General features: G+C 70.6%; 22 protein-coding genes and 1 tRNA gene. 9 read left to right on the forward strand and 14 right to left on the reverse strand.

Features of this window, described 5'->3' with window-relative positions:
* Positions 1-21 precede the first annotated feature (21 nt).
* Positions 22-1,053 carry a M48 family metallopeptidase gene (locus IEZ27_RS30880; protein WP_379478550.1) on the reverse strand — a complete coding sequence of 344 codons (1,032 nt, stop codon included), beginning with the start codon at positions 1,051-1,053 and terminating at the stop codon, positions 22-24.
* An 86-nt stretch (positions 1,054-1,139) separates the two neighbouring features.
* Between IEZ27_RS30880 and nadD the strand changes: the two genes are divergently transcribed.
* From nadD to IEZ27_RS30895, 3 genes are all read left to right on the forward strand, one after another.
* Entirely contained in the window at positions 1,140-1,757 is a 618-nt protein-coding gene (nadD, locus tag IEZ27_RS30885; protein ID WP_189650475.1) for a nicotinate-nucleotide adenylyltransferase, read from the forward strand.
* A 91-nt stretch (positions 1,758-1,848) separates the two neighbouring features.
* The gene (gene rsfS, locus IEZ27_RS30890) at positions 1,849-2,244 is read left to right on the forward strand and encodes a ribosome silencing factor (protein WP_189650476.1); all 396 of its coding nucleotides are present in this window, start codon (positions 1,849-1,851) and stop codon (positions 2,242-2,244) included.
* The gene (locus IEZ27_RS30895) at positions 2,241-2,870 is read left to right on the forward strand and encodes a histidine phosphatase family protein (protein WP_125639392.1); all 630 of its coding nucleotides are present in this window, start codon (positions 2,241-2,243) and stop codon (positions 2,868-2,870) included. The genes rsfS and IEZ27_RS30895 overlap by 4 nt, the downstream gene beginning before the upstream one ends.
* Before the next feature lie 10 nt (positions 2,871-2,880).
* Here IEZ27_RS30895 and IEZ27_RS30900 read toward each other — a convergent pair whose 3' ends face one another.
* Positions 2,881-4,101, reverse strand: a complete 1,221-nt coding sequence (locus IEZ27_RS30900; RefSeq protein WP_189650477.1) for an FAD-dependent monooxygenase — start codon at positions 4,099-4,101, stop codon at positions 2,881-2,883.
* Positions 4,102-4,273: 172 nt separating this feature from the next.
* Between IEZ27_RS30900 and IEZ27_RS30905 the strand changes: the two genes are divergently transcribed.
* Both IEZ27_RS30905 and IEZ27_RS30910 read left to right on the forward strand, forming a co-directional pair.
* Positions 4,274-5,179: a TetR/AcrR family transcriptional regulator C-terminal domain-containing protein gene (locus tag IEZ27_RS30905; RefSeq protein WP_379478549.1), complete on the forward strand. Its 906-nt coding sequence runs from the start codon at positions 4,274-4,276 to the stop codon at positions 5,177-5,179.
* A gap of 96 nt (positions 5,180-5,275) precedes the next feature.
* Positions 5,276-5,348, forward strand: a tRNA-Ala gene (locus IEZ27_RS30910).
* Positions 5,349-5,636: 288 nt separating this feature from the next.
* On the opposite strand, the gene IEZ27_RS30915 is transcribed toward IEZ27_RS30910, so the two are convergent.
* On the reverse strand, positions 5,637-6,314 hold the full coding sequence (locus tag IEZ27_RS30915; RefSeq protein ID WP_189650479.1) for a response regulator transcription factor: 678 nt from the start codon (positions 6,312-6,314) through the stop codon (positions 5,637-5,639).
* Positions 6,311-7,726: a sensor histidine kinase gene (locus tag IEZ27_RS30920; RefSeq protein WP_229824504.1), complete on the reverse strand. Its 1,416-nt coding sequence runs from the start codon at positions 7,724-7,726 to the stop codon at positions 6,311-6,313. Before IEZ27_RS30920 ends, IEZ27_RS30915 begins: the two co-directional genes overlap by 4 nt.
* A 476-nt stretch (positions 7,727-8,202) precedes the next feature.
* Here IEZ27_RS30920 and IEZ27_RS30925 point away from each other — a divergent pair, with 476 nt between their 5' ends.
* On the forward strand, positions 8,203-9,213 hold the full coding sequence (locus IEZ27_RS30925; RefSeq protein WP_229824505.1) for an alpha/beta hydrolase family protein: 1,011 nt from the start codon (positions 8,203-8,205) through the stop codon (positions 9,211-9,213).
* 61 nt (positions 9,214-9,274) lie between these two features.
* Here the strand turns inward: IEZ27_RS30925 and IEZ27_RS30930 are convergent, their stop codons facing one another.
* The 4 genes from IEZ27_RS30930 to IEZ27_RS30945 form a co-directional block, all read right to left on the reverse strand.
* Positions 9,275-10,333: a glycosyltransferase family 2 protein gene (locus IEZ27_RS30930; protein WP_189650481.1), complete on the reverse strand. Its 1,059-nt coding sequence runs from the start codon at positions 10,331-10,333 to the stop codon at positions 9,275-9,277.
* Between the two features lie 374 nt (positions 10,334-10,707).
* Positions 10,708-11,052: a hemerythrin domain-containing protein gene (locus IEZ27_RS55080; protein WP_189650633.1), complete on the reverse strand. Its 345-nt coding sequence runs from the start codon at positions 11,050-11,052 to the stop codon at positions 10,708-10,710.
* Between the two features lie 177 nt (positions 11,053-11,229).
* Entirely contained in the window at positions 11,230-12,534 is a 1,305-nt protein-coding gene (locus IEZ27_RS30940) for an extracellular catalytic domain type 1 short-chain-length polyhydroxyalkanoate depolymerase (protein ID WP_189650482.1), read from the reverse strand.
* Between the two features lie 158 nt (positions 12,535-12,692).
* Positions 12,693-13,688, reverse strand: a complete 996-nt coding sequence (locus IEZ27_RS30945) for a helix-turn-helix transcriptional regulator (RefSeq protein WP_189650483.1) — start codon at positions 13,686-13,688, stop codon at positions 12,693-12,695.
* A gap of 46 nt (positions 13,689-13,734) precedes the next feature.
* Between IEZ27_RS30945 and IEZ27_RS30950 the strand changes: the two genes are divergently transcribed.
* The gene (locus IEZ27_RS30950; RefSeq protein WP_189650484.1) at positions 13,735-14,190 is read left to right on the forward strand and encodes a hypothetical protein; all 456 of its coding nucleotides are present in this window, start codon (positions 13,735-13,737) and stop codon (positions 14,188-14,190) included.
* On the opposite strand, the gene IEZ27_RS30955 is transcribed toward IEZ27_RS30950, so the two are convergent.
* From IEZ27_RS30955 to IEZ27_RS30970, 4 genes are all read right to left on the reverse strand, one after another.
* The gene (locus IEZ27_RS30955) at positions 14,185-14,328 is read right to left on the reverse strand and encodes a hypothetical protein (protein ID WP_185844941.1); all 144 of its coding nucleotides are present in this window, start codon (positions 14,326-14,328) and stop codon (positions 14,185-14,187) included. The two genes, IEZ27_RS30950 and IEZ27_RS30955, sit on opposite strands and share 6 nt — an antisense overlap.
* Positions 14,329-14,547: 219 nt before the next feature.
* On the reverse strand, positions 14,548-15,054 hold the full coding sequence (locus IEZ27_RS30960; RefSeq protein WP_189650485.1) for a hypothetical protein: 507 nt from the start codon (positions 15,052-15,054) through the stop codon (positions 14,548-14,550).
* Positions 15,055-15,089: 35 nt separating this feature from the next.
* The gene (nhaA, locus tag IEZ27_RS30965; RefSeq protein WP_189650486.1) at positions 15,090-16,886 is read right to left on the reverse strand and encodes a Na+/H+ antiporter NhaA; all 1,797 of its coding nucleotides are present in this window, start codon (positions 16,884-16,886) and stop codon (positions 15,090-15,092) included.
* Between the two features lie 112 nt (positions 16,887-16,998).
* Positions 16,999-18,369 carry a Dyp-type peroxidase gene (locus IEZ27_RS30970; protein ID WP_189650487.1) on the reverse strand — a complete coding sequence of 457 codons (1,371 nt, stop codon included), beginning with the start codon at positions 18,367-18,369 and terminating at the stop codon, positions 16,999-17,001.
* A 141-nt stretch (positions 18,370-18,510) separates the two neighbouring features.
* Here IEZ27_RS30970 and IEZ27_RS30975 point away from each other — a divergent pair, with 141 nt between their 5' ends.
* Both IEZ27_RS30975 and IEZ27_RS30980 read left to right on the forward strand, forming a co-directional pair.
* Entirely contained in the window at positions 18,511-19,110 is a 600-nt protein-coding gene (locus IEZ27_RS30975; protein WP_189650488.1) for a TetR/AcrR family transcriptional regulator, read from the forward strand.
* 41 nt (positions 19,111-19,151) lie between these two features.
* On the forward strand, positions 19,152-19,532 hold the full coding sequence (locus IEZ27_RS30980) for a hypothetical protein (protein WP_189650489.1): 381 nt from the start codon (positions 19,152-19,154) through the stop codon (positions 19,530-19,532).
* On the opposite strand, the gene IEZ27_RS30985 is transcribed toward IEZ27_RS30980, so the two are convergent.
* Both IEZ27_RS30985 and IEZ27_RS30990 read right to left on the reverse strand, forming a co-directional pair.
* The gene (locus tag IEZ27_RS30985) at positions 19,508-20,002 is read right to left on the reverse strand and encodes a DUF523 domain-containing protein (protein ID WP_125639438.1); all 495 of its coding nucleotides are present in this window, start codon (positions 20,000-20,002) and stop codon (positions 19,508-19,510) included. The two genes, IEZ27_RS30980 and IEZ27_RS30985, sit on opposite strands and share 25 nt — an antisense overlap.
* Positions 19,972-21,327, reverse strand: coding sequence for a DHA2 family efflux MFS transporter permease subunit (locus IEZ27_RS30990; protein WP_189650490.1), 1,356 nt, complete (start codon positions 21,325-21,327; stop codon positions 19,972-19,974). The genes IEZ27_RS30985 and IEZ27_RS30990 overlap by 31 nt, the downstream gene beginning before the upstream one ends.
* Between the last annotated feature and the right edge of the window lie 14 nt (positions 21,328-21,341).

Here is a 21,341-nt window from a genome sequence, read left to right on the forward strand (position 1 = left end):
GCGGCGGGGACGGTCGGCCGGTCAGCCCTGGCCGCCGTCGCGGCGGGAGAAGCGGTTGAAGATGCGCTCGCCCGCGTTCACCGCCCCTTCGGCCACGTCGCGCAGCACGCCGATGAACGGGTCCTGCGACTGCGACCAGGAGGCGCGGTAGGACTCGGCCGCGGCCTTGATCTCCTCGGTCACCCGTGCGTTGGCGTCGTCCTCGCGGCGCGGGTAGTCGCCGCCGATGATGCGCTCGTACTCGCCGCTGCGCTGCCACTTGTCGAGCTCGGCCACGCGTACGACGGCGAACGGGTGGGTGGTGCCGAGCAGGTTGAGCACCTTGAGGAAGCCGTCACGCAGGTCGCCCGCGGTGTCGTACTCCTGGTACTGCTCCAGGAACGCCTCGATGTTCATCTCGTGGGTGTAGTCGCCGCCGGCGAGCTTCATCAGCGCGCGCTTGGCCGACTCGGGGTTCTGGCCGGTCAGCAGGCCGCCGCGGTCGGAGGACAACTCCGACTTGCGATACCACTCTTCCAGGCCCGCGACGATCGCGCGCAACCCGATGTAGCCGAGCGGGATCCAGGCGACGCGCGTGGCGAGGCGGGTGAGGATGTCGAGCATCGTCCGGTAGACCGCGTGACCCGACAGGATGTGGGAGGTCTCGTGGCCGATGACGAAGCGCTGCTCCTCCTCGTCCATGAGGTTGAGCAGGCCGGTGGTGACGACGATGAACGGGTCGTCGAAGCCGATGGCCTTGGCCTGGACCTGCGGGTCCTGCTGGACGTAGATCTCCGGGATGCGGTGCAGGTCGAGGACGTAGGCGGCGTCGCGTCCCATGTCGTACAGGGAGCGGAACTGGGTCTCGCTGACGCGCACGGACGACGCCAGGTACATCAGGCGAAGGCGGCGCTCACTGATGAGACCGGACATCTGCTTGAGAACAGTGTCGAACCCACTCAACTTCCGCAGAGCGACCAGGGCGGACCGGTCTGCGGGGTGTTCATAGGCACGGGACGAGATGCCGGGCAGTTGGACGCGGTTGCGGTCCGGGGTGGTCGTCATGCCCGGCATGCTACGTCCGCAACGGATGCGATGCGCGGACATCACCCAGGGGGGTGCCATCATGTTCGGGTACGCGCCCACGTAAGGTCCGATGCATGATGAACGCGCCTGGTGTCCAGGGGAAGCGACGGGTGGGTGTGATGGGCGGGACGTTCGATCCCATCCACCACGGTCACCTGGTCGCAGCAAGCGAGGTGGCCCATCACTTCGATCTCGACGAGGTCGTGTTCGTGCCGACCGGGCGGCCGTACCAGAAGTCAGGGCGCGAGGTGTCGGCGCCCGAGGACCGCTATCTGATGACGGTCATCGCGACGGCCTCCAACCCCCGGTTCTCGGTGAGCAGGGTTGACGTGGACCGCCCCGGCCCCACCTTTACCATCGACACCTTGCGGGATATCTCCAACATTTACGGCCCGGAGGTGGAGTTGTACTTCATCACCGGTGCCGACGCCCTCGGTGCGATTCTCGGCTGGCAGGACGCCGACGAACTGTTCGAGCTGGCACATTTCGTGGGTTGCACCCGTCCCGGGCACACGTTGCACGATCCCGGGCTGCCCGAGGGCAGGGTGACCCTCCTGGAAATTCCCGCGCTGGCCATTTCCTCGTCGGAGTGCCGTCAGCGGGTGGCCCAGGGGGAGCCGATCTGGTATCTGGTACCCGACGGAATCGTGCAGTACATCAACAAACGTGGGCTGTATCACGGGGAAGGGTGAAGGTCTCCGTGCCGTGGGTGAGGGGTTTCGGCCTGGAAGGGTACCCTCGATATATGGGCATGCTGCCGACACAGGAGGACAGACCCGCATCGTGACCGCATCCGACAGATCCGTCCAGCTCGTTCAGATAGCCGCGGAAGCCGCGGCCGACAAGCTGGCCGATGACATCCTCGCTTATGACGTCAGCGAGCAGCTCGTCATCACCGACGCCTTCCTGCTCTGCTCCGCCACGAACGACCGCCAGGTCCGCGCCATCGTCGACGAGATCGAAGACCGGCTGCGCACCGAGGCCGACGCCAAGCCCGTGCGCCGCGAGGGCGAGCGCGAGGGCCGCTGGGTGTTGCTCGACTACATCGACATCGTCGTGCACGTCCAGCACGAGGAAGACCGTACGTTCTACGCGCTCGAGCGCCTGTGGAAGGACTGCCCGGTCATCGGGCTGCCGGAGAGCGTCATGCTCGCCAACATGCAGCGGGCCCGCAGTTGAGCAGGCGGATCGTCTGCCTCCGCCACGGACAGACCCTGTGGAACGTGGAGCACCGATTCCAGGGCCACTCCGACATCCCGCTCGACGAGACCGGCGTCGCGCAGGCGGCCAGGGCGGCCTCGCTGCTGGCCTCGCTGCGGCCCACCCTCATCGTCTCCTCCGACCTCCAGCGCGCCCATGACACGGCCCTGTCGCTCGGACGGCTCGTCGGGCTGGACGTCTCCGTCGACAAACACTTCCGCGAACGCGGCGGCGGCCAGTGGGAAGGGCTGACGCGCGACGAGATCGCCGCGCGCTGGCCCGAGGAGTACGTCGCCTGGGAGGCCCCCGACGGCGAACCCGTCGGCGAGGTCGCGGCCCGGGTGGCGTCCGCCATGCGCAAGTGGGCGGCCCGGCTCGACGAGGACGGGCTCCTGGTCGTCGCCTCGCACGGCGCCGCGCTGCGTCTCGGCATCTGCGAGCTGCTCGGCCTGCCCGAGGAGCTGTGGCCCGCGCTGGGCGGCCTCGGCAACTGCTCCTGGTCGGTGCTGCAGGAGGGTCGCAAGGGCTGGCGGCTGCTCGAACACAACGCCGGCACCCTTCCCGAGCCCATCAGCAGCGACGACCGGCCCGACGCGGAGGTGTAGCCGGCCCGGCTCAGGCCGGCTGCGCGGGGCGGCGAGCGTCCGGCCGGGTGTGGTCCGGCAAGGTGACGGCGCTCGCAGCCTTCTCCGTCATCCGTTTGATCAGGCTTTTGCCCGGCAGGTACGGCAACATGCGCATGAGCTGGTTCCGCCGCCAGATCTGTGATCGTCTGCCCGGCACGAGGTATTTGTCGGCGCCTTTGGCCTGCTTCTGGCACACCTCGACGTACGGCCGCATCCGCCGCTCGTAGGCGGCGAAGGCGGCCCTGTGGTCGTCGGGGGCCGCGGCCAGCTCTCCGGCCAGCACGTACGCGCCGATCATCCCGAGGCCCGTGCCCATGCCGCCGGGGCCGGGGGCGTACCCGGCGTCGCCGACCAGCGCCACCCGGCCGGACGACAGCCGGGGCAGGACGACCTGGGCGGCCGGCCAGAGGTAGAAGTCCTCGGCCTCCTCCATGGCGGCGAGCAGGGACGGGACTTGCCAGCCCACTCCCCGGAACGCCTCCGCGACCAAGGCTCGCTGCGTCGCGTGGTCGAGGTGGTCGAGGTGGTCGAGGTGGTCGCGGTCGAGTGGGGGCGTGGCGAAGTCGAGCGCGGCTCTGGTCCGGCCGCCCGTCCGCACGACTGTGGCGCAGCGGCCTGGCACGTTGTACATCAGCCCGTCGTGTTCCAGCCCGTCGTGTTCCAGCCCGTACGTGCCGGGGACCGTGAAGACCGCGCTGTGGAATCCCAGGTGGTGCAGTGGGGTGGCTGGGAAGGTCAGCTCGCGTACCTTGCTGCGGATGCCGTCCGCGCCCACCACCAGGTCGAACGTGCGGGGCGCGGCCTTTTCGAAGGTCACGTGCACGCCCTCGGGCCGTTCGGTGAGGGAGGTGATCGAGTCGCCGAAGAGGCGTTCGGCGGGGGCGGCGTCGTTCAGGATGCGGCTCAGGTCGCCGCGCAGGATCTCCACCTCGCCGCTGAACACCTCCGACGGCAGCCTGGCCAGGCGTCTGCCGCCGCTGTCGACGATGGCGATGTCGCCCATGCCCGTACATGCCGCTCTGACCGCGTCGAGCACGCCCATGCGGTCCAGGACCTCCAGTTGCGGGGCGCCGCGGAAGTCGACGGCCTGGCCGCCGGTGCGAAGGCTGGGAGCGCGTTCGACAATGGTCGGCCGGAACCCGTTGCGGGCCAGCCAGTGGGCGAGCGTGGGCCCGGCGACGCCGCCGCCCGAGATGAGTACGGCCTTCACGGTGGCCTCCCTGTGCTGATGCGCCCTGTTGCTAGTGCGCTCTGTACGTTGTACGCGTACCGTAGGCTCAGGTTTTCGGAGCAGGCAACAGGGTGGCGAGCGCACTAGTGCGGTCGGCAGGTGCGGCCGGGCCGGTGGTGACCGGTGCACTAGTGCTCGGGAAAGGATGGCCGTGGAGCGACCCGTCTATCTGCGGATCGTGGCGGACCTGCGCGACCGCATCGCGGCCGGGGAGCTGGCGCCGGGGGATCAGGTGCCCTCGACCCGGCAGATCATCCGGGAGTGGGGCGTGGCGATGGCCACCGCGACCAAGGCCCTCGGCAGGCTGCGCGAGGAGGGGCTCACGCGGGCCGTGCCGGGCGTGGGCACAGTCGTCGCAGGGCCCGCGCGCCGGGCGGCGCAGGACCTCACCAGGCAGCGCATCGTACGGGAGGCCGTCAGGATCGCCGACGGGGAGGGGCTGGCCGCCGTGTCCATGCGCCGCCTCGCCGCCGAGCTGGACGCCTCGGCCATGTCCCTGTACCGGCACGTGGCCGGCAAGGACGAACTCGTCCACCTCATGACCGACGCCGTCTACGGCGAGGAGCCGCCGGCCGGGCAGCCGCCGCGTGGGTGGCGTCCTCAGCTTGAGCTGGAGCTCAGGTGGCTGTGGCGGGTGCACCGCCGTCATCCGTGGCTGGCACAGGCGGTCTCGTTGAGCAGGCCCCGGCTCGTACGCAACGGCATGGCCCACACCGATCGTCTGCTGCGCGCCCTCGACGGGCTCGGCCTCGACACCAACACGATGTTGCACGCCGTTGTGTCCCTCGTGAACCTCATCCGCGGCACCGCCGTCGCTCTGGAGGCGGAGATTCAGGCGCGTGCCGAGACCGGGGTGACCGACGACGAGTGGCTGAGCGAGCACGAGGCGGAAATGGCGGAGCTGTTTGCCTCCGGGGCCTTTCCCACGCTGGCCAAGGTGGTCACGCGGCCCGAGGTGGACCTCGATCTGGAATCCGTCTTCGAGTTCGGGCTTCGCGGGCAGCTCGACGCGCTGGCCGTGCTGGTGGCGCGGGCTAGGACTCGGGCTCGGGCGTAGGGGGAGTGGTGGCGGTGTTCGGGCGATTAGGTGAAAGGGCGCGGATGGCTATATGCTCTCGGAGCGCCGCAACGGGTGGACTCGTAGCGGTGACCAGGGGCTATGGCGCAGTTGGTAGCGCGCCTCCATGGCATGGAGGAGGTCTGGGGTTCGAATCCCCATAGCTCCACCCCTTTTGGCCCTCCACGTCCGTTCGGATGCGGAGGGCTTTTTCGTGCTCCGGGTCAGGAGAGTGGGCGGGTAACCGGGCTTCCCCGGCTTTGGGGGTGTGGGCAGTCGCGTCCGCGCGTCCCACGGCTCAGGAAGGTGGGCATGCGCCCGCTCGCCCCCGGCCCCACTCCCGGCCCCCGGCCCCCGGCCCCCGGCCCACTCCCGGCCCTCGACCCTCGACCCCTGGGGCCCTGGCCCTCGCCCCCGGCCCTGGATCCCCGGTCTCCGGTCGCCGGTGGGGCGCGCGTCAGGGGGCGTAAGGGGGTGTCGGGCGGATGAGGCCGGTTTCGTAGGCGAAGACCACGACCTGGGCGCGGTCACGTAGGCCCAGCTTCAGGAGGACGCGGCTGAGGTGCGTCTTGACGGTGCCTTCCGCCAGGTGCATGGCCGTGGCCACCTCGGCGTTGGACAGGCCGCGGCCCACCTGGATCAGGACCTCGCGTTCGCGGGTGGTCAGCTCCTCCAGTCGTTCGTCGCGTTCGGACGGGGCGGGCATGAGTTGGGGGGCGAACTTCTCCAGCAGGCGGCGTGCGATGCGCGGGGAGAGGGCGGCGTCGCCAGCCGCGACGTTGCGGATCGCGGTCAGCAGGTCTTCGGGGCGTGTGTTCTTCGGCAGGAAACCGGAGGCTCCGGCCTTCAGGCCGGCGAAGGCGTACTCGTCCAGGTCGAAGGTGGTCAGGATGAGCACCCGCGAATGAGGGGAATCTCTGACGATTCTGCGGGTGGCGGCTACGCCGTCGAGGCCGGGCATGCGTACGTCCATCAGGATGACGTCGGGGCGGAGGAGGCGGGCCATCCGGGCGGCCTCGTCGCCGTCGGCCGCTTCGCCGGCCACTTCCATGTCGGGCTCTGCTTCGAACACCATGCGGAAGGCCATACGCAGGAGCGACTCGTCGTCGGCCAGCAGGAGCCGGATCTTCTTCATGCTCTGTTTCTGCTCGTGAGGTGGTTGCCGGGGGTGCCGTGGGAGTCGCCTTGGGGGACGTCGGTGATGTCGCCATCGAGGTCGGCATCGAAGTCGTCAACGGGGTCGTCGGTGGGTGTGTCGGAGAGGGCATCGGCGGGTGCGTTGGCGAAGTCGTCACCGAGGTTGGTGTCGGGGGTGACGGCGAGGGTGTCGGTGAGGTTGAGGTTGGCCGCCACGCGCCAGCCGGTGTCGGGGAGGGGGCCGGCGTGGAGGGTTCCGCCGTAGGCGGCGACGCGCTCACTCATCCCGGCCAGGCCCCGGCCCGAGGGGGTGCTCGGTGCGGTCTGGCCTCTTCTCGGAGGGTTGCTTGATGGGCGTCCGGGGTGGAGGTGTTCTGGGGTGGTGGTTGGTGGGGGTTCGGGGTGGGGGAGTCTCCTGGGGGTGCTTGGTGTGTTGGTGATTTCCAGGGTGGCGTGTTGTCGGGTCAGGTGGATCTTGACCTTGGCTGTGGCGCCGGGGGCGTGTTTGAGTACGTTCGTCAGGGATTCCTGGGTCAGGCGGTAGATGGTCAGCTGGGCGGCGGCGGGGACGGGCTTCGGGTCGCCGGTCAGTTCCAGGCGGGTCGGCAGTCCGGCGGCGCGCATCCTCTCGGTCAGCGGGCCGAGCTGGGCGATCCCGGGCGCGGGACGTAAGGTGCTCGCCTGTTCGCCGGGGTCGAGGGTGCGGCGCATGTCGGCCAGGGCCTGCCGTCCTGTGGCCGCGATCTGTTCGACGGCGGCGGCCGCCCGGTCAGGCGCGCGGTGCCGGACGTATGCCGCGCTGTCGGCCAGTGCCACCATGACCGACAGGTTGTGGGTGACGATGTCGTGCACGTCCCGGGTCATCCGGGCGCGTTCCTCGGCCACGGCGAGCCGCGCCCGCTGCTCGCGATCGTGTTCCAGCGAGGTGACGTACGCACGCCTGGCACGCATCCACAGGCCGGTGGTGAGAGCGGCGGCGGCCATCGTGGTCAGCGTGGCCGCCGTGAACGGGAATCGGCCGGGGGGCGCCCACCGTACGGCGGCCAGCAGCACCCCTGCCTCCAGCGTGAGCCCGGCCGCCAGCGACCACCGCCAGGAGCGGCGCGCGGCGACCGTGTAGAGAGCCACCAGCAGCGCTGCGTCGGCGGGAAGCTGCACGTCGAGGAGCCACTGGATCGCGGCCGCCGCGGCGATCGCGCAGAACACCGTCATAGGTGCGCGCCGCCGCCACGCCAAAGGGGCCACCAGGGCGGCCTGAAGCACCAGCCGCTCCGGTCGGCCACTCGCCAGCACCTGGCCGGGGCCGAGCGTGGCGAGGAACAGTACGGTCGCCAGCAGCGCGTCGGCGGGCACGGGCGACCGGCGAGCCAGTGCTCCGAGGGCGGAGACCAGGCGGTCAGTTGTTTCCATGCTGGTCACCCGCTTTCATGCCGGTCACCCTAGTTGGCCTGCTGGTCCGCGCCCCATCCTCCTTGAGGAGGAACTTCCGGGCACATGAGACAGAAGTCTTACGCGTGGATCAGACGTATGCCGCTGGCTCAGGCGGGTGTTGTGACGACAGCCTCTTCGGCAGACAACAATCCGCATCGCGCAAGGAGTTTCACATGCCCTTCTCGACCGTGATCGTCGGGGCCGTCGCCGGGCTGGCGTTGGCCGTGGCCGCAGCCCCCGCCACGCTCACCCATCCCGCGCTCACCCCTTCCGCGCCGACAATGGGTGGTGTCGGGCACGCCGCGCCTGTGGCTGTTCGGGGTGTGTCGGCTGCGGAGCGGCTCACGGTTACTCTTCCTCCGCCGGCCGGGACGTATGCCGTCGGTACGGTTGCTGTGCGGCTGGTGGATCGTTCGCGGCGGGATCCTCTGCTGACGTCGAAGCCCTATCGGGAGATGATGGTCAGCCTGTGGTATCCGGCGAAGGACGCCGGTCAGGCTTCGGTCATCGCTCCGCAGATGGCGCCCCTGGCCGCGGCTGACTGGGATCGCCACTCCGGGCCGCCCATGGGCATCCCGAAGGGTGCGGTGGACTGGGCCGCCACCCGTACGCATGCTCGTGTCGGCGCGCCGGTGGACCCTCGGGCGGGAAAGCTGCCGGTCGTGCTCTTCGGCTCGGGGGACGGCGGCCCGCGTTCGCTCGGCACGGCCCTGGTCGAGGACCTGGCCGCCCGTGGCTATCTGGTCGTGACCGTGGACTTCACGTACGAGGCCGACCAGGTGGAGTTCCCGGGCGGCCGGGTGGTGCGGGCCCTGCCCCTGCCGGACAAGCTGACCCCGCAGGTCATCGCCAAGCTGCTGGCGCGGCATTCCCGGGCCCGCCTCGCGGACATGCGGTACGTCCTGGACCGGATCGCCGAGCTGGGGCGCGGCCGTGACCTCGGTGAGGACGCCGGACGGTTGCCCGCAGGGCTGCGCGGCGCGCCCGACCTGACCCGCGTGGGAGCGCTCGGCCAGTCGCTCGGCGGGTCGGTGGCCGCGCAGCTCGCCCACGACGACCCGCGTGTGGACGCCGGGGTCAATCTCGACGGCTCCTACACCGGTCCGGTGGCGAAGACGGGTGTCGCCAAGCCGTTCATGCAGGTCGCGGCCCAGGCACACACGCGAGCGAACGAACCCACGTGGAAGTCCTTCTGGGACGCCTCCACCGGGTGGAAGCGGGAGTTGCGCTTCGCGGGCGCGGCGCACGGCTCGTTCACCGACCTCCAGGCGATGTTGCCGCAGATCGCGACCAAGCTGCCGAAGGTGCCCGTGGCCGATTTCGTCGGCACGATCGACCCCGCGCGGTCCGTCTCGGCGCAGCGGGCGTACATTGCGGCCTTCTTCGACCTGCACCTGAACGACAAGCCCACCCGGCTCTTCGACGCGCCCGACCCCCGTCACCCCGACGTCAGCCTCATCCCCTGAGCAATCCCTTGAGCCATGGCCTGGCGGCGGATCCACGGGCCGCCTGTTCCGCCGCACGGTTTCAGCGGCCCTTCTCATAGACGGTGAGGCCCTGGGACAGGCGGAGGGGGACCAGGACGAGTTCCACGATCAGGGCCTTCCAGGCGTAGTAGAGGTTGACCGCCTTGTTCAGGTAGACGAACGGGAGGTTGAGCAGGACGCGGCCGGCGGGGAGACGGCGGCGTCTGGCCGCGTGGAGGAGCACGGGGACGGTGAGCAGGAGCTCGCCGCCGGTCCACCAGACCATCGTGCGGGCGATGGGCTCGTGGGCGGCGAAGGCGAGCCAGAGCGGGGTGGCCCACCACAGGGGAGCCAGCAGGATCTCCAGGAGGGCGATGAGGACCCAGGTGGCGAGCATGGGCTTGCGGGTGAGAAGGCGGGGGAGGTGGAGGCGGACGTTCTGCATGAAACCCGCCATCCAGCGCCACACCTGTTTGCGTAGGTAGGTGAGGGTTTCGGGGTCGGCGGCCCAGGCCACGGCGTCGGGGACGTAGACCGCCTTGCGGCCTGCCACCTGCTGGCTCCACGTGAAGTCCATGTCTTCGACGATCGTGCGCTCGGGGAAGCCGCCGAAGGACGTCAGGACGTCGCGCCTGAAGACCGAGCAGCAGCCTGAGCAGACCATGGGGCTGTCGGCGAGCTGCTGGATGGGACGGTGCCAGTGGAAGCCGAAGAGGTATTCGGTGGATCGGCCGCGTTCCCAGGGGGTGCGGGCGAAGCGGGTCTGGACGTTGCCGGCGGCCACGCCCACCTTGGGGTCGTCGAAGGTGGGTTTGATCCTTTCGATGTAGTCGGGGGCCAGGACCGTGTCGGCGTCGACGGCCAGGATCAGGTCGGTGTCGCAGTGGGGGAGGGCGTGGTTCTGGGCTCTGGCCTTGCTGCCCAGGTTGTGTGGCGGGCGGAGGACGGTGACGCCGTCGAAGGAGGCGGCCACCTCGCCGGTGCGGTCGGTGGAGGCGTCGTCCACGACGATGATCTTCTCGGGGGGTGTCGTCTGGGCGGCCAGGGAGCGGAGGGTGGCGGGGAGGCCGTGCTCCTCGTTGTGGGCGGGGACGATGACCGTGAGGGTCGCGTGGCTCATCTGCGGCCTCGCAGCTTGAGGGCGACCATGGTGACCAGGCCTACCGTGGCGTAGATGATCAGGCTGAAACCCAGTGTGGGCGGGCCTCCGGGCATCTCGGCTCCTCTTTCGGGTGCTGTGGTGGGCACGAGGATGCCGGGCGGGGGTGGTGCGGGGAGGGGCCGAAACGTGTTCTGTGGATGAGGGAGGCCGGCGGGCTCAGGCCTGTGGACGACTGAGGGGGAAGGCGGCCTCCACGTGCTCGGGAGTGGGGGCTCGGGGGCAGTGAGGGAGGGCTCGGGGGAGTGGGGTGGAAGTGGGGCTGGGGGGGTGGGGGTGCTCGGGGTGAGGGCTGGGGAGAGTTGGGTGGCGTGGTGAGGGGTGGTCAGGGGTGGTCAGGGGTTCAGGAAGGTGGGGGTGGTCCAGGTTGAGGGGGGTAGGGAGTCGAGGGCGGTGGCTATGCGCTTCTCCTCGTAGGTGAAGTGGGATTCGAGCAGGGCCGACAGGGTGTCCAGCTCGGTTCGTACGTCACGGTCGGGCGGGCTGTCGTCGCTCAGCAGGGTTTCCAGACTGCGCATGAGGGCGGCCACCTGGACGTGGTCCCGGCGTAGCTCCTCCAGGACGGGACGCAGGTCGGGGAACTCGGCGGCGAGCACCGGGAACGCCGTGTCGTCCTCGCCCGTGTGGTGGGTGGTGAGGGCCGAGCAGAAGGTCAGGCAGTGGGTTCGCAGGTCGCGCAGGGAGCCTCACGGGCGCCTCCATGCCCACGGCGGTCTCTTGGCCGGGTGCACTGCGACGCATCCGGGATCAGATCACGCTTTCGGCGCGGAATCAAAGCGGAATCAAACGTGAGGGCGTACACGAAGGGCCGAGCGAGGCTCGGCCCTTGCGAGGACTGCGGGACGGTGGGACGGCGGTCAGGTGCAGGGGGAGCCGTTCAGGGTGAAGGCGGTGGGCGAGGTGGTGGTGCCGGTGTGGGTGGCCTGGAAGCCGAACGACACCGACGCGCCCGGGGCGATCGCGGCGTTGTAGGCGACGTTCCTGGCGGTGACCTGGCCGGCGGCGGGGGAGATCGTGGCGTTCCACGCGGAGGTGACGGTCTGACCCGAGGGCAGCGTGAAGCCCAGAGCCCAGGAGGGCAGGGCCGTGGCGCCGGTGTTGGTGATCGTGACGGCGGCGGTGAGGCCGGTGTTCCAGGCGTTCGTCGTGTAGGAGACGCGGCAGGCGCCCGGGTTCGTGGTCGGCGTGGGCGTGGGCGTGGGCGTGGGGGTCGGGGTTGGGGTTGGGGTCGGGGTGGAGGTGGCGGTCAGGCCGAGGAAGGTGATCGCGGCGGCGGCCATTCCGCTGGTCGGGAGGCTGTGTCCCACGCCCTGGACGCTGACCGCCTCGACCTGCGTGCTCGTTCCGGAGCTGCCGTACCTGGTCCTGGTCCAGCCGGGCTGGGGCTGGTCGGTGAGGGTGGGGGTCTGGCTCAGGCCGTGGACGTTCGTCCACTGCTTGATCTCCTCCTGGAAGTTCGGGTAGCGCAGCGTGGCGTCCTCGGTGCCGTGCCACACCTGCATGCGCGGGCGGGCGCCGGTGTAGCCGGGGTAGGCGGCGCGTACCAGGTCACCCCATTGTTGCGGGGGCTTGACGAGCTGGCCGTTGGCGCACGCGCTGTTCCAGCTCGACCCGTCGGTGGTGGCGAAGCAGCCGAACGGCACGCCCATGAACGCCGCCCCCGCCTTGAACACGTCGGGATAGTCGCCCAGCAACACGTTCGTCATCATGGCGCCGGAGGAGGCGCCGGTCACGTACGTACGGGCGGGGTCGGCGGCGTAGCGCTGCTGCACGTACCTGACCATGGAGACGATGCCGACCGGGTCGCTGCCGCCGTCGTGCTTCAGCGCCTGCGGCGAGGAGACGTCGAAGCAGGCGCCGCTCCTGGTCGCCGAGGGGTAGATCACGATGAACTTGTAGCGGTCGGCGAGCGAGGCGAACTCCGTGCCGGAGTAGAAGGCGGGGCCGGAGCCGGTGCAGTAGTGCACGGCGACCAGCAGCGGCGGGCGGGCACCGACGCCTTCGGGGACGTACAGGTGCATGCGCAGCCCTGTCGGGTTCGTGCCGAAGCCGGTCACCTCGGTGAGCTGGGCGGAGGCGGCAGGGGGAGCCGTGATCAGGCCCGCGACGGTGAGCGCGGCGACGGCGATCAGGGCGCCTGCTAGTCGAGCTCTCAGATTCATCGGGTTCCTCTCGTTCGCCTGAAACATTGCGAGTATGAAGAGAAACTTTCGGGCTGACAATGGCCTCGATGCCCGCGGCGGGTTGACCTGGGCGGGGAGCGGGATGGGTGATGAAAGTTTCGACGCGGACCGGCAGGCGCTCATGGCGGCCCGAGGTCCTACCGCGAGATGTCGCCGGAGGGCAGGGCGTAGCGGCGGGCCAGTTCCGCAGCCGTCGCGCCCAGCGCCTCGCGCAGGAAGGCGGGCGACAACACCTCGACGTCGGTCCCCAGCCGCAGGAACTCGCCGAGCGCGTGCTCGCCCGACTCGATCGGCACGGTGACCCGCGTCCAGCCGTCCGCGTCCGGCGGCTCGGCGGTCTCCCGCGCCGCCGCCGCGACGCCGGGCGTCATGAGGTCGGGCAGGCGTTCCAGACCGCGCGGCGACAGCCGGACCACCGCCTCGCCGCGCCGCAGCCGGGCCTCGAACTCGGCGAGATAACCCTGCCAGTACGCCGCCAGGGAGAAGTCCTCGGGCCGGTCGAACGTACCGGGGAGGGCGTGCAGGTCGAGGATCTGGGAGACGCGGTAGGTGCGTACGTGCTCGCCGCAGCGCGCCACCAGGTACCAGCGGCCCGCCTTCACCACCAGCCCGTACGGCTCCAGCAGCCGTTCCACCTCCTGCGGCGCCTTCCACCGCCGGTACCTGACCTGGACGGGCCGCTCGTTCCACACCGCGTCGGCCACCGCGGGCAGGTAGGTGACCGGTTCGGCGTCCCGGTACCAGGAGGGCGCGTCGAGATGGAAACGTTCCTGGATGCGGCCCGCGCGGTCGCGCAGCTCGACGGGGAGCGCGGCCATCAGCTTGAGCTGAGCGGCCGTCACGACCGCGCCGAGTCCGAGCTCGGCCGCCGGGCCCGGCAGCCCGGCCAGGAACAACGACTCGGCCTCGTCACTGGTCAGCCCGGTGAGCCGGGTGCGGTAGCCGTCGAGGAGCTGGTAGCCGCCGTTGGGCCCGGCGTCGCCGTAGAGCGGGATACCGGCCGTGTGCAGGGACTCCATGTCGCGGTAGATGGTGCGTACGGAGACCTCAAGGCGTTGGGCCAGGTCGTGGGCCGTCATGCGCCCGCGCGTCTGGAGCAGCAGCAGGATCGAGACCAGGCGGGAGGCGCGCACGGTCACTGACACTACATGTCAGTGACCCCGTCGTACGTTCGCCCGCATGGACGACTTCGATTTCCTCGCCGGCACCTGGGACGTCGTGAACCGCAGGCTCGTCAAGCCGCTGTCCGGCAGCGACGAATGGGACGAGTTCCCCGGCCGGTCGGTCGCGACCCGGCACTTCGACGGCGCGGCCAGCTTCGACGAGATCACCTTCCCGACCAAGGGACGGCACGGGCTGACCGTACGCGTGTACCACCCGGGGACGCGGCAGTGGTCGATCTACTGGGGCAGCAGCGCGAGCGGCACGCTGGACACCCGTCCGATGGTGGGCGGCTTCACCGGGGACCGGGGAGAGTTCCACGGCGAGGAGACCCACGAGGGCCGGCCGGTGCGCTGCCGGTTCGTCTGGACCGTCATCGGCGCCGACCGCGCCCGGTGGGAGCAGGCCTTCTCCGCGGATGAGGGCGAGACCTGGGAGACCAACTGGACGATGGACTTCACCCGGACCTCATGACGCCTGGCCGCGCACCCACAGGACGGTCGCCACGGCCACCGCCGCGACCAGCAGCAACAACCCGCCCACGAGGACCACCCACCACCAGGCCGACTTCGGCGGCGGCCGGGTCTCGTACAGGGGCACGTCGGGGAGCATGTCCGGGGTGTAGGGCAGACGCTGGGTGTAGGGCGCTTCCGGGGGACCCTGCGGGGGCGGGGGAGGCTGCTCGGGATGGGGGAGGCGGTGTCTGACTGTCTGGTTCGGATCCGGCTCCTGCGGCTCTCGCTTCATGATCCCCTCAGACGTGGCGCTGGAGGTGGGTTACGCCGACATTGTCATACTTGCCGGTGATTCGCCGTCCAGACGTGCTGAGGCTCAGTAACCGCTCTGGCCGCCGCCGTACGGGGGCTGCGGCGGCGCCTGCCACCCCGGCTGCTGCCCAGGCTGCCCAGGCTGGCCGGGCTGCCCAGGCTGGGGGCCGGGCTGCTGGTAGGGCTGCTGCCAGCCGGTCCCCTGCGGCTGGACGTGCTGGACGTGCTGGACGTGCTGGGCCTGCGGGGACCCGGCGCGACGGGCGATGACGGCCCAGATCAGCAGTCCGGTGCCGGCCAGGTGCACGAGCGAGGATACGAGGTACAGGATCGGCAGGATGCCCATCAGCCGGGGGCCGAACGAGTCGTACAGAGAAGCCGTCAGCAGGCTCAGCACGAGGTTGAACAGCGTGGCGAGCAGGAGCAGGCCGCAGCCCGACATCCCGAGAGTGGCCGCGCGGCCGATGTGCCGCCGGTTCATCCCGATCAGGACGATGCCCACGACGAGCACCAGGGCGATCAGGATGCCGGGGAGAAGGCTCGTGAGCACGGACACGGACACTGAACTCATGGGGAGACTCCAGCCAGAAGGGGACTCGGGCGACGTTACGGGGATCCGCGCAGTTCTTCCACCGCGCGGCTGATCGACTGCAGATCCAGGCCGCCCTTGTAGCGGCGGCCGTTCAGGAACAGGGTGGGGGTGCCGCGTACGCCGCTCTCCTTGCCGGACGCCTCGTCGAGCGCGATGCGGGAGGTGTGCCCGGCCACGTCCTCCCAGGGGGAGACGTCGAGTTCGGCGGCGTAGTGTTCGAGGTCGGCGTCGGTGAGGAAACGCTGGTTGTCGTAGAGGATGGCGTGCATCTCCCAGAAGCGGCCCTGGTCGGCGGCGGCCTCGGAGACGATCGCGGCGGACGTGGCCCGGGGATGCAACGTACGGATCGGGAAATGCCGGAAGATCAGGCGTACGTCCGGGTTCTTTCGCAGGATCTCCTCCAGGATCGGGTGCAGCCGTCCGCAGTACGGGCACTCGAAGTCGCCGTACTCGACGATCGTCACCTTCGCCGAGGCCGGACCCCGTACGTGGTCGTCCGGACCGACCGGGACGGACAGCACGTCGGGCAGCTCCTCGTCGGGCTCGGCCTCGGGCGGCGCGCAGACGCCGCCCCGGTCCCAGGCCAGCCGGAAGATCACCCAGCCCAGCGCGGCGGACAGCAGCGACCCGGCCAGGATGCCGATCTTCGCCTGGCTGTGGATGGCCGGGTCCTCGAAGGCCAGGTCGACGATGAACAGCGCGACCGTGAACCCGATCCCCGAGACCGCCGCGCCGCCCAGCAACTGGCCCCACACCAGGTTGCCGGGCAGGATGCCCCACCCGAACCGCAGGGGCAGCCACGTGCCGAGCGAGATCCCGGCGAACTTCCCGATCAGCAGCCCCAGTACGACGCCGAGCGTGACCGGTGAGGTCATCGCCGCCCGCAGGGACTCTTCGTCGAGCCGCACTCCGGCGTTGGCCAGCGCGAACACCGGCACGATCACGTAGCTGCTCCAGGGATGCAGGCGGAGCTGGAGCCGTTCGTTGACCGAGACGGCACGCTGCACCCGCCGGGTGGCCTCCCTGGCCGCCCGCGCGCTCGGCTCGGTGGTGAACTCCTGGACGGCCTCGCCCGCCAGCAGCAGCTTCTGGTCGCTGGGGGCGTAGACGAAGACGAGGATGCCGAGCGCGATGCCGACGAGCGTCGGATGGATGCCGCTCTCCAGCGTCGCGACCCACAACCCGAACCCGAGCGCGATGTACGCCGGCGCCCGCCAGATCTTCAGCCAGCGCAGCAGCACGATGGCCGCCAGCAGCACGGCGGCCACGACGAGCGCGGTGACCTGGAGGCTGGCCGTGTAGAAGATCGCGATGATCATGATGGCCAGCACGTCGTCCACGATGGCCAGCGTCAGCAGGAACGCCCGCAGCGGATCGGGGCAGCGCGCGCCCACGACGGCCAGGACGCCCAGCACGAACGCGGTGTCGGTGGCGATGGGCACGCCCCACCCGCCCGCGCCCGGCCCGCCGAAGTTGAGCGCGAGGTAGACGCCGGCGGGCACGAGCATCCCGCCGAAGGCGGCCACGGCCGGCACGGCGATCAGCCGGCGGTCCCTGAGCTGCCCGAGCCGCACCTCGTAGGAGACCTCCAGGCCGATCAGGAAGAAGAACACGGTCATGAGGCCGTCGTTGACCCAGTGGCGCAGGTCGAGGGAGAACTGCGCGTCGCCGAACGACAGGCCCATGGGCAGGTGCCAGAACGCCTCGTAGGTGTCGGCCCATGGCGAGTTGGCCCAGACCATGGCCAGGACGGTGGCCACGAGCAGCACGCTCGTGCCGCCCGCCTCGGTCTTGAAGAACGCCCGCAACATCGTCAGATCTCCCCCCGGAGATCCGATCTTAGAACCCTGCCCTGATCACGCCCGGGGCCGCGCCCCCGTGAGGCGGCCGGCGGGGGCGGGCGTGCCGCCCCCGCCGGGCGGCCTACAGGTTGCGGAGGTAGGCCAGCGAGGGGGCGAAGAAGTACTCGCCGCCCTTCATCGTGATCGTCTGGGCGACCTGGGCCTGCGGGCCCGACTGCTCGTCGCGGCCCCAGACCTTCGGCCAGGTCACCTTGACGTCGCGGGCCCCCTGTCCGATGACCGGGTCGTGGCCGGTCGCCGGGTTCTGGAAGTCCGCGTTGTTCGCCCAGCTCTGCTGGGTGAACTCGAACTGGGCGAGCAGGCTGCTGTTGAACGCCATGAACAGCAGGCCGACCTCACCGCTCGGGCGGGTGTGGGGCGGGGAGTCGTCCCACGGGTCGTCCGCGCGTTCCCCGTACGTCTGGCCCCGGCGGGCCATGAGGACCTCGCGGCCGAACGAGCGCGGGTTCGTCTTCCTGATGTGCCCGCTGAAGGGGCACTTCGCGCCCGAATCGTCGTCGAAGGTGAAGTCGTTGGACACCGGGCCCCCGCCCGGCTTCGGCTTGAGCGTGACCGGGGTGCCGTCCTTGAAGCGGCCGATGAGCATGGCGCCCGCCCGGTCGCGGTCGGCGCCGACCAGGCCGAGGTTGTCGGCCAGGTCCTGCTCGATCTCCTTGAACGCCCGGACGTTCTGCTCCAGCTTCCTGAAGACCAGGTAGCTGCCGAAATGCCGCTCGGGGTGCGGCGCGAAGGGGTCGGCGACCAGGATGTTGGAGAGCGGGAAGGCGGGGTCCCAGTGCTCCTTCGGCTCCTTGTCCACCTCGTCCTTCACGAACAGCGGCTGGCTGCGGCCGTCCACGTACCCGAAGTGCTCGATGCCCTCGCCGGCCGGGTTGTGAATGCCGGCGCCGGTCTCCTCGCCGAGCAGCCGCGCGCTGGCGGGCAGCTCGCCCAGGATCTCCTCACGCAGCTCCTCGACGCGCTCGCGCCGGGCGTCGCCGATGAGGATGACGGCGTGGATCTCCCGCTGGTAGGTGGGCTCCCATTCGTCCACCGGCGGGTCGTTCACCTCGGCGATGCGCCGCTTCATGCCGTCGCGGAACACCTTGTCGCCGAACTTGCGCACGTCCTCGACCGAGTGGCCGAGGTCGCGGTAGCCGGCCTTGCTGATGCCGACGCCGACGTACGGGGTGCCGCCCCGGCCGTTCGCGGCGAACTCGCGCACCTCCTGAAGGTGCCTGCGCGCCGACTTCATCCTTGTGACGGCGATGTGCCGGAGGAACGCCTTTCCCGCGGCGACGTCGTTGAACCTGACGAACAGCACGGACAGGTGCTCGCGCACGTGGGCGCGGAGAATGTTGGGCTGGAGATTGTCCAGCATCTCCTTGGTGTCCGCGTCGAGCTTGGCCGATTCCCAGGCCAGAGGTTGTGCGTTGTTCAGGTCGACAGTCATTGTCGCCGAATCCTTTCCCCGTTTCGAAATGAATCGGGCCCCCTGCACCCTGTACGACTCCCGGGAATGTGAAAAAGTTTCCGGCTGATCAGGCCAGTTCGATTTCCCGTTCAATCCCGGCGGACCGTACATAATGACCGGGTGAAGAATCGAGGCTGGGGGCGTTCCAGCGGCACCCGTGACACGCTGCTGCGCGCGGCCCGCGAGGTCTTCCTGGCCAAGGGGTACGCCGAGGCCACGGTCGCCGACATCGTCGAGACGTCGGGCATCAGTGTGGGCAGCCTGTATCACCATTTCGGCGGCAAACCGGGTCTGTTCCTCGCCCTTTGGGAGCAGTTCATGCGCGACCAGGAGGAACGTACCTCCCGGGCGGCCAAGGCCACCGCGGGCGCGGGTGAGGAACGTTTCCTGGCCGGTGCCCGCGCCTATCTGGAAGGCTCGTGGGAGCAGCGCGACGTGGCCCGGCTGTTCCTGGAGAACGACGGCCCGGCCGAGTTCACGACGTTGCGCAGGCAGCGCGGCTGGGAGTGGATCGGCGGCAACAAACGCCTGCTCGGCCTCGCGGACACGCCGGCGAGCCACGTGCTCGTCGTCCTGCTGACCACGGTGATGGGCGAGGCCGGGCGCGAGGTGGCGGCCTGCGAGTCCGACGTGGACGCCAAGGTGACGATCGACGAGGTGATCCGGATCGTCCGGCGCATGCTGGCTACCCCAGGCGGCGTACCGCGGCCGTCTCCCTGAGGACGATTACGCCGGCCCGCCGCGATGCGAGCGTTGACCCCATGGACGCACTGCGCAAAGCCCTCGGCGTGCTCTCGCTGGTCTACGCGCTGATCTTCTTCGGGGCCGCGCTGCTGCACGCGGGCACGCCGGCCGGCCCGTTGACCCAGCCAGCCATCGTGCCCGCGGTGATCGTCGAGACGCTGTGCGCCGTGGGCCTGCTCGCCGGCGGCTACGGCGCGCTGACCCGCCGCCCGTGGGCGTGGGACGGCCTGATCCGCGCCCACGCCGGAGCGCTGGGCGGCGTGCTGATCGGGATCCTGGCGCTGGCCCTGCGGCCGTCGGCGGCCACGGCCCTGACCACCTGGTTCCACGACACGATGGCGATCCTGCTGGCCGGGGGCCTGGCCGCCGCCTTCTACGCCTCCAGGTCGCGCAGATAGTCGGCCGCGCCGGGGATCTGCTCCTCGCTGAACACGCGGATGCCGTGCGCTTCGAGCAGGGCGGTGGTCACCCCCCGGCCGGCCACCCGCCGGCCGCCGAACGTGCCGTCGTAGACCGCCAGCGCCCCGCACGAAGGGCTGCCCTCCTTGAGCACGGCCAGCCGGATCCCGGCCGATCGCGCGGTCTCCAGCGCGGCCCGCGCGCCCGCCACGAACTCGGCCGTCACGTCGGACCCGTCGCTCGCCAGCACGCGCGCGGCGCCGGAGAGCACGGCCGCCCCGCCCGCGCCGCCCTCGATCTCGGCCGCCGGACGCGGGACGGGCAGCCCGCCCGTCACCTCGGGACAGACCACCACCAGCCGCCCCTCCTCCCGCCAGCCCGCGAGCACGGCGTCGGCGCTGGTCTTCGCGCCGCCGTCGTAGCGGACCCGGCGGCCCATCAGGCAGGCGCTGACGAGGATTCTCTGCACGTACCCGATCCTATGAGCGCGATCGGCACCAACGAGACGGCCGCCAGCACGACCGCGCAGCCGAACGCGTACGCGAACGGCCGCTCCACCCCCGCCCTGGTGACCACCTGCAACACCACGGTCAGCAGCGCGACGCCGAACGGCGCGGCCAGGCGTACGGCGATCGTGCTCAGCACCGTCGCGGCCGGGACGGCGGCGCGCTCCAGCGTGGTGAACGCCGCCGCCATCACCGACGTCGCCACCAGTCCGTGCCCCAGCCCCAGCACGAACACCGGCACGAACCCGCCGAAGAGCGCGAACGCCGCGATCCCGAGCACGGCGACGAGCACGCCCGCCGCGCCGACGCCGCGCGGCCCCCTGCTGTCGGTGAGCCTGCCCGCCAGGGGCATGGTGATCGCCGCGCCGACCCCCATGGGCGCCAGCAGCAGCCCGGCGTCCAGCGCGCCGCCGCCCTCGGCGAGCTGGCTGTAGAGCGGTACGAGCACGGTCACGCCGAACATCGCCGCCGAGTAGCAGACCATCGCGACCACCGCCGAGGTGAACGTGCGGTTGCCGAACAGCCGCAGGTCCACCAGGCCGTCCGGCCGCCGCAGCGCCCGCACCGCGAACGCGGCCACCAGCGCCAGGCCCACCCACAGCGCCGGACGCAGCAGGGAGGCGCCGTCGCCCACCTCGCCCAGGCCGTGGACGAGGGCGGCCAGGCCGGGGGAGAGCAGCGCGAGCCCGGTCACGTCGAGCCGCCTGGGGGCCGCGCCCGGCTCGTGCGGCACCAGCACCAGCGCGGCCACCAGCGCCGCCGCCCCGACCGGCAGGTTCACCAGGAACATCCAGCGCCAGCCGAGCCCCTCCACGATCGCCCCGCCGAGCACCGGCCCGAGGACGGGCGCCAGCATCGCGGGTACGGAGATCATCGCCATCGCGCGGCCCATCCGCTCCCGGCCCGCCGCCTGGGCCAGCATCGTCTGCCCCACAGGCAGGAGCAGGCCGCCGCCCAGCCCCTGGAGTGCGCGGAAGGCGATCAGGCTGCCGATCGACCAGGAGGCGGCGGCGAGCGCCGACCCGGCCGCGAACAGCACGAGCGAGACCAGCCAGACCCGGCGCGCGCCGAAGCGGCCGACCGCCCAGCCGGTGACCGGCACGGTCATCGCCAGGGCCAGCAGGTAGCCGGTCACGACCCATTGCATGGTGGCGGGGGTCGCGCCGAAGTCGCGGGACAGGGTGCCGAGTGCGACGTTGACGATCGTGGTGTCGAGCATCGTCATGACCACGCCCAGCAGCACGACCAGGCCCGTCGCTCGAAAGGAGTTTCGTACACCGTATCGCATGTCGTACAGCGTAG

This window comes from Nonomuraea spiralis (genome assembly GCF_014648435.1).
GTDB lineage: Bacteria > Actinomycetota > Actinomycetes > Streptosporangiales > Streptosporangiaceae > Nonomuraea > Nonomuraea spiralis.

What these genes read in the sequence shown, in the direction of transcription:
- IEZ27_RS30880 (WP_379478550.1), bottom strand. Translation starts at nt 1,053, where the DNA reads ATGCCGGGCATGACGACCACCCCGGACCGCAACCGCGTCCAACTGCCC.
- nadD (WP_189650475.1), top strand. Translation starts at nt 1,140, where the DNA reads ATGATGAACGCGCCTGGTGTCCAGGGGAAGCGACGGGTGGGTGTGATG.
- IEZ27_RS30915 (WP_189650479.1), bottom strand. Translation starts at nt 6,314, where the DNA reads ATGAAGAAGATCCGGCTCCTGCTGGCCGACGACGAGTCGCTCCTGCGT.
- IEZ27_RS30920 (WP_229824504.1), bottom strand. Translation starts at nt 7,726, where the DNA reads ATGGAAACAACTGACCGCCTGGTCTCCGCCCTCGGAGCACTGGCTCGC.
- IEZ27_RS30925 (WP_229824505.1), top strand. Translation starts at nt 8,203, where the DNA reads ATGATGGTCAGCCTGTGGTATCCGGCGAAGGACGCCGGTCAGGCTTCG.
- IEZ27_RS30930 (WP_189650481.1), bottom strand. Translation starts at nt 10,333, where the DNA reads ATGAGCCACGCGACCCTCACGGTCATCGTCCCCGCCCACAACGAGGAG.
- IEZ27_RS30940 (WP_189650482.1), bottom strand. Translation starts at nt 12,534, where the DNA reads ATGAATCTGAGAGCTCGACTAGCAGGCGCCCTGATCGCCGTCGCCGCG.
- IEZ27_RS30950 (WP_189650484.1), top strand. Translation starts at nt 13,735, where the DNA reads ATGGACGACTTCGATTTCCTCGCCGGCACCTGGGACGTCGTGAACCGC.
- IEZ27_RS30955 (WP_185844941.1), bottom strand. Translation starts at nt 14,328, where the DNA reads ATGCTCCCCGACGTGCCCCTGTACGAGACCCGGCCGCCGCCGAAGTCG.
- IEZ27_RS30960 (WP_189650485.1), bottom strand. Translation starts at nt 15,054, where the DNA reads ATGAGTTCAGTGTCCGTGTCCGTGCTCACGAGCCTTCTCCCCGGCATC.
- nhaA (WP_189650486.1), bottom strand. Translation starts at nt 16,886, where the DNA reads ATGTTGCGGGCGTTCTTCAAGACCGAGGCGGGCGGCACGAGCGTGCTG.
- IEZ27_RS30970 (WP_189650487.1), bottom strand. Translation starts at nt 18,369, where the DNA reads ATGACTGTCGACCTGAACAACGCACAACCTCTGGCCTGGGAATCGGCC.
- IEZ27_RS30980 (WP_189650489.1), top strand. Translation starts at nt 19,152, where the DNA reads ATGGACGCACTGCGCAAAGCCCTCGGCGTGCTCTCGCTGGTCTACGCG.
- IEZ27_RS30990 (WP_189650490.1), bottom strand. Translation starts at nt 21,327, where the DNA reads ATGCGATACGGTGTACGAAACTCCTTTCGAGCGACGGGCCTGGTCGTG.